The following is an 8011-nucleotide window of genomic DNA, read 5'->3' on the forward strand; positions in this document are numbered from 1 at the left end:
CGAATGCGTGACGCGCGTCAGATGGAGCCCTCGAGCAGCCCGGTGAGATGGGGGACGGCCTTCGCGCCGTTGTTGTCGTCCACGAGCGCCGCGGCCAGGGTGTACTCGCGCAGGCGGCCCGTGTTGCTCTCCACGCCGGGAGAAGCGTCCGGGCCGGTGAGCCGCTCCGAGCAATCGTGGATGACGCGGGTGTGGAGGTAGCGGGCCATCTCCGGGAAGAGCTCCGGCGCGGGCGCGCGCGCGGCCCAGGCGAGCACGTCCTGGCAATAGGCCGCGCCACCCTCGCCCTTCATGTAGGCGCGATAGCCCTTGAGCGTGGCGGACTCCTTGTCGCCCACCTGGGCGTAGTGGCGCGCGCTGATGAGACGCAGCGGCGGGTTCGTCTGCGCGTCCATGAGCCGCCGCCACTCGGGCCGATGGCTGGCCTGGTTGAGCGCCGCCAGGTAGTTCTCGAAGTTGCCCTTGAGCTGGAGCCTGTGCTCGGGCACCCACTCGTCGGTGAAGGGCGCGAGCTCGCGCCGGGCGTCGTCGATGGGGAAGAGCACGAGCGCGGTGAGGCCCACCGAGGCCCGCAGGTGCGGCTCCACCCGGGGGTCCAGCGCCATGCGGGTGAGGCTCTGGCGCACCTGCGCCACGTCGGTCTTCTGGTTGAAGGCGTAGAGGTGGCCATGCTCGAAGAAGTCGTTCTGGAAGAGCGAGGCGAAGCCCACGTGGAGCAGCGCCGAGTGCAGGTGCCGCACCGAAACGAAGAGCGCCGGGTCCTCCGTGCCCGTGGTGACCTGGAAGTCCCACAGGTTGGTGTTCATCTGCATCACGCCGTCCGGGGCGAGCCGGGCGCGCGCCAGGGCGAAGAACTCCTGGGTGACGCAGTGGGCGGGGAGCTGCTCGCCGGAGAAGACATCCACGACGATGTAGTCGTACTGGCTCGTGTCCTCGCGCAGGAACAGCCGGGCGTCCTCCACCACGAACTTCACGTTGGGCGAGCGCAGGCTCGGCACGTAGCGCTGGGCCAGCTCCACGACCAGGGGATCGATCTCCACCGCGGTGATCTGGGCGTCGGGGTTGGCCGCCAGCAGCGCGCCCATCGCACCCCCCAGCGCCGCGCCGAGGATGAGGTAGCGTTTGGCGCCTCGCGCCAGGCCCACGTTCACATACGCCGTGGTGAATTGATCCTTGAGGGGCCGGTTCGGGTACACCGTGGAGTGCACGTAGTCCCGCGAGGGCATGTAGTCGAGCCGCTCGTCGCCATCCGTGTCGGTCGACCGCAGGATCTTCACGTTGCCGTACTGGGACTCGGCCTCGAACAGCACCTCCTGCCCGGCGGCGGAGGGGGCTGGTGCCCGCTCGTTCATCAGCACCGGCACGCCCACGCCGCCCACGAGGGTCAGGCTCGCGACGGCCACCACCGCGGTGCGACGGCGCAGCAGCACCAGGCCCACGGTGATGATGAACAGCATGGAGCCGATGAAGACCCCGAGCGTGCGGTGCGCGCCCCACAGGGGGATGAACACGAAGGAGGGGAGCAGGGTGCCGGCGATGCTGCCGACGTTGGACACGGCCATGAGGTTGCCCGCCGTGGCCCCCACCGCGCCGGGCTCCTGTGCGCGCGTGGACAGCATCCGCATGAGGAAGGGCGACACGTGGCTCAGGGCGATCATCGGGGGGGCGTACAGCACCACCGTGGCCACCGCCGGCGGTACGGCGTGGATCATCAGCGAGGAGGTGAAGAGCCCGCGCATGCCGAAGCACAGGTCCATCATCGGCTCGTTGAGCACCACGCCCATGAGCACCACGTAGGCCACCGAGGCGAGCAGCACGCCGAGCAGGAATTCAGGGGTGCCGAAGCGTTTGGAGAACCGCCCACCCAGGTAGTAGCCCACCGTCAGCGCGATCATCACCAACGCGAGCAGCACACCCGTCACGTAGATGGACGAGCCGAACGTCGTCTCGAGCACGCGAAAGGCACACATCTCCAACAACATCACGTTGAAGCCGCCTAGGAACGCGAGCCCATGGAGATAGAGAGGGAACAGTCGAGGCGCCCCGGAGGCTTCGGCGGAAGTGGACATGCCCTTCGTCGCTACCATGAGATTCTCATCCCTCACAAGGGCCCAACCGGGTAAAACCCGCTGTCCGTGATAGACCTCCCATACCCGGCGCGTGCGTTTGGAGGATGCACTTCTCGCGGTCTAGAGTGCCCGCCTCGCCGACTGCCCTCATGACGACTCCGCCGCCCGACCGTCCCAAGATGTCTGCCTTCGGGTTGTTGTGGCTGGGTCAGCTCGTGACCTTGCTGGGCTCGGGGCTGACGGCCTTCTCCCTGGGCGTCTGGACCTATCAGCGCACCGGCTCGGTGACCGAGTTTGGGCTCATCACCTTGTGCGCGGTGGCGCCGGTGGTGGTGCTCGCGCCCCTGGCGGGCGTGCTGGTGGATCGCTGGGACCGGCGCTGGGTGATGATCGTGAGCGACTCGGTGGCGGCGCTCTGCACGCTGGGGCTGCTGCTGCTGTACACGAGTGGTCGGCTCGAGGTCTGGCACGTCTACCTCCTGGTGTGCCTGTCGGCCGTCACCAGTGCCTTCCAGGAGTCCGCGTTCTCGGCGGCGACGACGCTGCTGGTGGAGGAGCGCCACCTCGGGCGGGCGAGCGGCATGGTGCAACTGGCCCAGGCCGCGGGGCGTACCCTCGCGCCGCCCGTGGCGGGTGCCCTGTTCGTGTCGTATGGGCTCGAGACGGCGATGGTGCTGGACCTGGTGAGCTTCCTCTTCGCGCTCGGCACGGAGATCGCGGTGCGGATTCCCGCGCCGCCCCGCAGCGAGGAGGGGGAGCGGGCCCGGGCCCTGGGCTGGCGGGCCAATCTCACCTTCGGCTGGCGCTACATCCTCGCCCGGCCCTTGTTGCTGTCCCTCTTGGGCTTCTTCTCGGTGGTCAACTTCACCCTCGGCCTGGCCGAGGTGCTCGTCACGCCCCTGGTGCTGCGCATGGAGGCCCCGGACCGGTTGGGCTGGGTGCTCGGGTTCTGTGGCCTGGGCATGATTGGCGGCAGCGCGGTGATGAGCGTGTGGGGCGGGCCCCGTCAGCGGCTGCTCGGGATCATCGGCTCGGGCGTGCTCTATGGCGTGTGCCTGATGCTGGCGGGTCTGCACCCCTCGCTGCTGCTCGTGACCGTCGCGGGCTTCGGGATGATGTTCTTCAATCCGCCCATGGCGGCGTGCAGTCAGGCGCTGTGGCAGTCCACGGTGCCCGCGGATCTCCAGGGCCGGGTCTTCGCCGTGCGCATGGCCGTGTGCTGGGCCTCCATGCCCCTGGCCTACGTGCTCGGGGGTCCCCTGGCCGACGGGCTCTTCGAGCCGCTCATGATGCCGGGGGGCGCGCTGGCCTCCAGCGTGGGCGCCGTGCTGGGCGTGGGCCCCGGGCGCGGCATCGCGCTGCTGCTCCTGGTGCTGGGACTGATGCCCATGGGCGTGTCGCTCGCGCTCCTGCTGTCACGGCCCGACCTGCGACCCGACACGGCCGCGCCACCGTCCGCCGCGCCGCCCGATCCCGCCATCCATCCGTTCTGAGGTTCCCGGTATGTCCTCCCTCTTGCGATTCGCCACCTGCGCCGAGGAGCGCCAGGCCCGCTCCGTCCTCTTCGGGGCCAACACCCAGGGCGCGGGCTTCTCCGAGAGCGCCCGGGGTCAGTCGGACACGCCGCGCGCGGTGTTCACCGCGGACTTCGTCCGGGCCGCCGACAACGAATCCCCCTCGCTCACGGAGGCGCTCGCCGATGGGCGCACGCTCTTCGACGCGGGGAACCTGCCGCTCGAGGGTCTTCCGGCGTCGGTCCAGGTGGAGCGTACCCGGGAGCGCTTCCTCGGCGCGTTCCGCCAGGGACAGCGGCCCATCTGCGTGGGGGGCGATCACCTCATCAAGTACGCGGCCCTCTCGGCGGTGAGCGCCGCGTTCGAGGACTGCGGCGTGGTGTACTTCGACGCCCATCCGGACTGCGCCCTGGACGAGCGTCTCTTCTACGGCTCCATCCTCCACCACGCCTGGCGCCTGCCGCACATCCGCCCGGAGCGCACGAGCCTGTTGGCCCTGCGCCAGGTCAACGCGGCCGAGCGCGAGGGCCTCGCCCACTGGAAGCCCGGCATCATCCCCGCCCTGGACTTCTGCGTGCGCGGCCTACCGGGCGTGCTCGATGCGCTCCAGGCGCAGCTCGGGGGCGCGCGCCGGCTCTTCCTGTCCATCGACCTGGATGGGCTCTCGCCCCACGAGGTGCCCGCCGTGGAGGCGCCCTATCCGGGTGGCCCGTCCCTGCGGGAGCTGCTCGCGCTGATGCACGCGCTCGCCGGACGCTACGAACTGGTGGGCATGGACATCACCGAGTTCCTGCCCGCCTTCGATCCGGCGAAGCTCACCGCCCTCACCACCGCCCGGCTGGTGAAGGAGTTCTCCGCCCTATAGGGGCAGGGCGATGCTCGTGGCCTGCTTGGGATCGAGCAGCCCGGTGCGGATGGTGCCGCCGCAGTACTGCTGGATCTTCTGGCCGATGAGCTCGGTGAGGCCCACCAGGTCCTCGGTGCGCACCAGGGCCGAGGGCGCCTCCACGAACAGGGCGATGTCACGCGAGGCCGCTTCCACCTTGGCCGCGTCGCAGTCGCGGAAGTTCCACCGGCGCGTGAGCACCTTGGCGTCGTCCGCGTACACCACCTCACCCGCGTCGGTGCGCTCCTCCTCGCCCGCGCCAATGGCCTTGAACGGCTCGTTGCCCGGCGACAGCCGCAGCACCACGTCCCCCTGGACGCCCCGGAGGTCATAGCCTCCCACCGGCAGCAGGTAGGACAGCTCCGCCAGGAGGTAGGCATTGACGGCCTTGCTGATCCACGGCACCTGCGAGCCCTTCACGACGCGGCGCAGCAGCGCCTCGGCGCTGGGCTTGAACTTCTTCGGGTTGACCTTGAATGCCTGGTAGGCCTCGCGCCACGCGCGGATGCGGCTGTCCTCTCCCAGTTTGTCCTCGTCCGGCACCCGGGTGCGGAAGTCCGCCTCGGCCGCGCGCAGCTCCGCGGCCAAAGCCTCGCTCTCGCCCGTGTTGTCCATGCCCTGGATCGTCACGAAGCTGATCCGCAGCTCCGGGAAGCGTTGCGTCATCTCTTCGGAAACTCGCAAATGCATCAAGGTCCCTCGCGCTCGAATCCCCGCTCGTACCACCATTCGCGCACAGGTGTGTGTGTCAGCTGTCTCGCCGTGGCTTGTTTCCCGTCTCGAAGCATGAGAAGACTCTCGCCTCTTATTCCGCTCTAGCGGCTCTCTCTAGAATCGGGGGATTCGGGTTGAAGACACAGGCACAGGAGATTCCGCTCCCGGGCCAAGCCTCCAAGCCCCCCGGGCTGCGGGTCGATGACGTGCGGGCCCTGCGGGCCTTCATGACGAGCGGAGGGCGCGGCGCGCGATTCCAGGCATTGCATCGGCCGGATGCGCGGCGTGTGGGATTGAATCTGCTGGAGACCTGGGCGCTCATCCTCGGGGCGTGGGCGCTGTGTTTCCACGGCTCGCTGTATTGGACGCCGGTGGCGCTGCTGCTCATGGGCTCGCGGCAACGGGCCCTGGGCAATCTCCTGCACGATGCGTCACACGGCAACATGCTCGAGGGTCGCGCGCTGAACGCGCGGGTGTGCATGGCGTTGTGCGCGTTGCCGATGTTCGAGGACTACGAGCGCTACCGGCTCCAGCACCTGCGGCACCACGCGTCCCTGGGGCAGCCGGGACAGGATCCCGACTACCTGGAGCTGCCGCCCCCGACCCCTGGCCAACCCGCACCGGGCGCCTGGGCGGTGTTCACCCGGTTCTTCTTCGACGCGCGCATGTGGCGCGCCTCGATGCTGGCCACGCTGCCGCAGGTGGGCGTCGCCCGGCGGCTGCAAGTGCTTGGCTGGTGGCTGGGCTTCCTGGGGCTGCTGTCCCTGGCGGCGGGGCCCCACGGCGCGGCGGTCTTCGCGCTGCTGTGGCTCGGCGCCCGGGCGAGCGTGTACCACGCGGTCAAGGTCTTCGCGGAGATCTCGGACCATGTGGGCCTCGTGCCGGGAACGACCGTTGGCTATACTCGCAACCTGCCGAGCAATTGGCTGTCCTTCTTCATGCATCCGCATCACGACAACTACCACCTCACCCATCACCTGTTTCCGCGCATTCCCCTGGCGCATCTGCCCCAGGTGCACCGGATGCTGATGGCGGTGGACCTCTATACCCAGGCCTCGCACTGCGACAGCTACTTCCTGGGGGAGGACTCGGTGGTGCGCAGTTGGATCCACCCCAAGCCGGAGCCGGTTCGCATCCGCGCCGTGTCTCCCTGAGAGAAGCCATCCCGTGATGTTCGACACGCGCCAGCTGGTCGCAGCGGAGACGCTCGCTCCTTTCTGGAAGGGTCTGCAGTCCTCCGCGCCGTACCGGCCCGCGGCGGACTGGCTGATCTCCAGTCCCTATCACCGGCCCACGGACCTGTCGGGGCTGTCCATCGAGGCCCTGGCCGAGCCCGTGCGGCTCGAGACGCTCTTCACCCAGCGCTCGCTCCTGCTCAACCGGCTGCTCTTCAACGTCTACGAGCAGAACAACCTCTACCTGCCGACGGAGCGCTTCTCCGAGGAGGACACGCGCGCCTTCCACGGCTTCTACGAGCCGGGCTTCGTGGCGGCCAACGCCGTGATGCGGCCCGCGCTGGAAAGCACCTGCTTCGACTTCCTGTCGCGGGAGCTCTCCGTGCAGGGGCCGTGGACGGTGGAGACGCTGGAGGCGTATTGCACCGAGCGGCTGCGGGCCTACGAGGCCAGCCCGAGCGAGACGTGCCGCCGGGTCCAAGCGTCCGCCTGCCCGAAGGAGGCGGCGCGCCTGTTCCTCCTGCAGGTGGCGCCCGACTTCATCTCCGAGGCCTCGCAGATGGCGCGCGCGCTGCCCGGCAACTTCGGCCCGGTGCACTCGGAGTTGATGAAGATCTTCATCGACGAGTTCGGCTACGGGGTGCACCCCAAGAAGCACTCGACGCTCTTCGAGAAGACGCTCGAGTCGGTGGGTCTGAGCAGCCGCGTCCACACGTACTACTACTGGTACCTGCCCAGCTCGCTCGTGATGACGAGCTACTTCCACTGGATCACCAGCCACAAGCCGCGCTGGTTCGAGTACGTGGGCGCGCTCTACTGGATCGAGGCGGTGGTGCCGCACTTCAACCGCCAGTACAGCAAGCTGCTCAAGGCGGTGTTCGGTCGGGACGGCGTGGACACGCTGTACTTCGACGAGCACGTGGGGATCGACATCCACCACCGGCGCATGGCGTTCGACAAGCTCATCCGGCCCATGGTCCAGCTCTATGGCGAGTCCGTCATCCCCGCCATGGTGCGGGGCATCGAGGCGAGCCGGCTCCTGGGCGACGTGGCCGAGCGCGACTTCCTGGCCCAGATGGACTTCTGCGATGCCCTGCACTCGGGGCAGGCCACGCCCGCGAGTCCCGGGGACCTGTCGCGCGCCGAGGAGCGCCCGCGCGGCTATTTCCTCGAGCCGCAGGTGTGTGACCGCGACACGGTGCTGGCCGTGGCCCAGGGCGAGGTGGAGGTGGACGGCGGCTATCTGCGGCCGCGCGTGCTCAAGGCGGGCGAGGCCCTCCAGGTGCCCGCCGGGCGCATGGTGGGGGCCCGGGTGGTGGGGGAGGGGGCGCGCTTGTTCCTGGGGGCGGCGCCCCCGGCGGTGCGGGGATGATCGTCCAGTTGGAGGCCCGTCATTGGAGCCAGGTGCGTGTCGGCGACGAGCGCTACCTGTGCCTGCGTCAGGGCGGGGAGTTGATCGTCATCCAGGACCGCTGCAAGCACCGCGGCGGACCCCTCAGCCTGGGGACGTGGGATGAGGCCTCCGAGTGTGTGACGTGCCCCTGGCATGAGATCGTCAACACGCCCCGGGATCTCGCGCGGCTCCAGGTGCCCGCGGTCCGCGTGGGCTCGGTGTTCCACCTCGTCGTGCCGGAGCCCTGAGCAGGCGAGGGA

General features: G+C 69.2%; 7 protein-coding genes. 5 read left to right on the plus strand and 2 right to left on the minus strand.

Annotated elements, in window-relative coordinates; genetic code table 11:
* Positions 1 to 17: 17 nt before the first annotated feature.
* Entirely contained in the window at positions 18 to 2087 is a 2070-nt protein-coding gene (locus I3V78_RS12970; RefSeq protein WP_204487617.1) for a fused MFS/spermidine synthase, read from the minus strand.
* Between the two features lie 131 nt (positions 2088 to 2218).
* On the opposite strand from I3V78_RS12970, the gene I3V78_RS12975 reads away from it, so the two are divergent.
* Positions 2219 to 3562, plus strand: coding sequence for an MFS transporter (locus I3V78_RS12975; protein ID WP_204487619.1), 1344 nt, complete (start codon positions 2219 to 2221; stop codon positions 3560 to 3562).
* 10 nt (positions 3563 to 3572) lie between these two features.
* The gene (locus tag I3V78_RS12980; protein WP_204487622.1) at positions 3573 to 4448 is read left to right on the plus strand and encodes an arginase family protein; all 876 of its coding nucleotides are present in this window, start codon (positions 3573 to 3575) and stop codon (positions 4446 to 4448) included.
* Here I3V78_RS12980 and I3V78_RS12985 read toward each other — a convergent pair.
* A complete protein-coding gene (locus tag I3V78_RS12985) occupies positions 4443 to 5135 on the minus strand; it encodes a B3/B4 domain-containing protein (protein WP_204487624.1) in 693 nt (230 codons plus the stop codon). The two genes, I3V78_RS12980 and I3V78_RS12985, sit on opposite strands and share 6 nt — an antisense overlap.
* A gap of 182 nt (positions 5136 to 5317) precedes the next feature.
* On the opposite strand from I3V78_RS12985, the gene I3V78_RS12990 reads away from it, so the two are divergent.
* Genes I3V78_RS12990 through I3V78_RS13000 form a run of 3 tightly spaced genes read left to right on the plus strand, consistent with a single transcriptional unit; the run spans position 5318 to position 7999 of the window.
* A complete protein-coding gene (locus tag I3V78_RS12990; protein ID WP_204487626.1) occupies positions 5318 to 6337 on the plus strand; it encodes a fatty acid desaturase family protein in 1020 nt (339 codons plus the stop codon).
* A 16-nt stretch (positions 6338 to 6353) separates the two neighbouring features.
* Positions 6354 to 7730: an iron-containing redox enzyme family protein gene (locus I3V78_RS12995; protein WP_204487628.1), complete on the plus strand. Its 1377-nt coding sequence runs from the start codon at positions 6354 to 6356 to the stop codon at positions 7728 to 7730.
* The gene (locus I3V78_RS13000; RefSeq protein ID WP_204487635.1) at positions 7727 to 7999 is read left to right on the plus strand and encodes a Rieske 2Fe-2S domain-containing protein; all 273 of its coding nucleotides are present in this window, start codon (positions 7727 to 7729) and stop codon (positions 7997 to 7999) included. Before I3V78_RS12995 ends, I3V78_RS13000 begins: the two co-directional genes overlap by 4 nt.
* Positions 8000 to 8011: the final 12 nt, after the last annotated feature.

The sequence above is a fragment of the Archangium primigenium genome (genome assembly GCF_016904885.1).
GTDB lineage: Bacteria > Myxococcota > Myxococcia > Myxococcales > Myxococcaceae > Cystobacter > Cystobacter primigenius.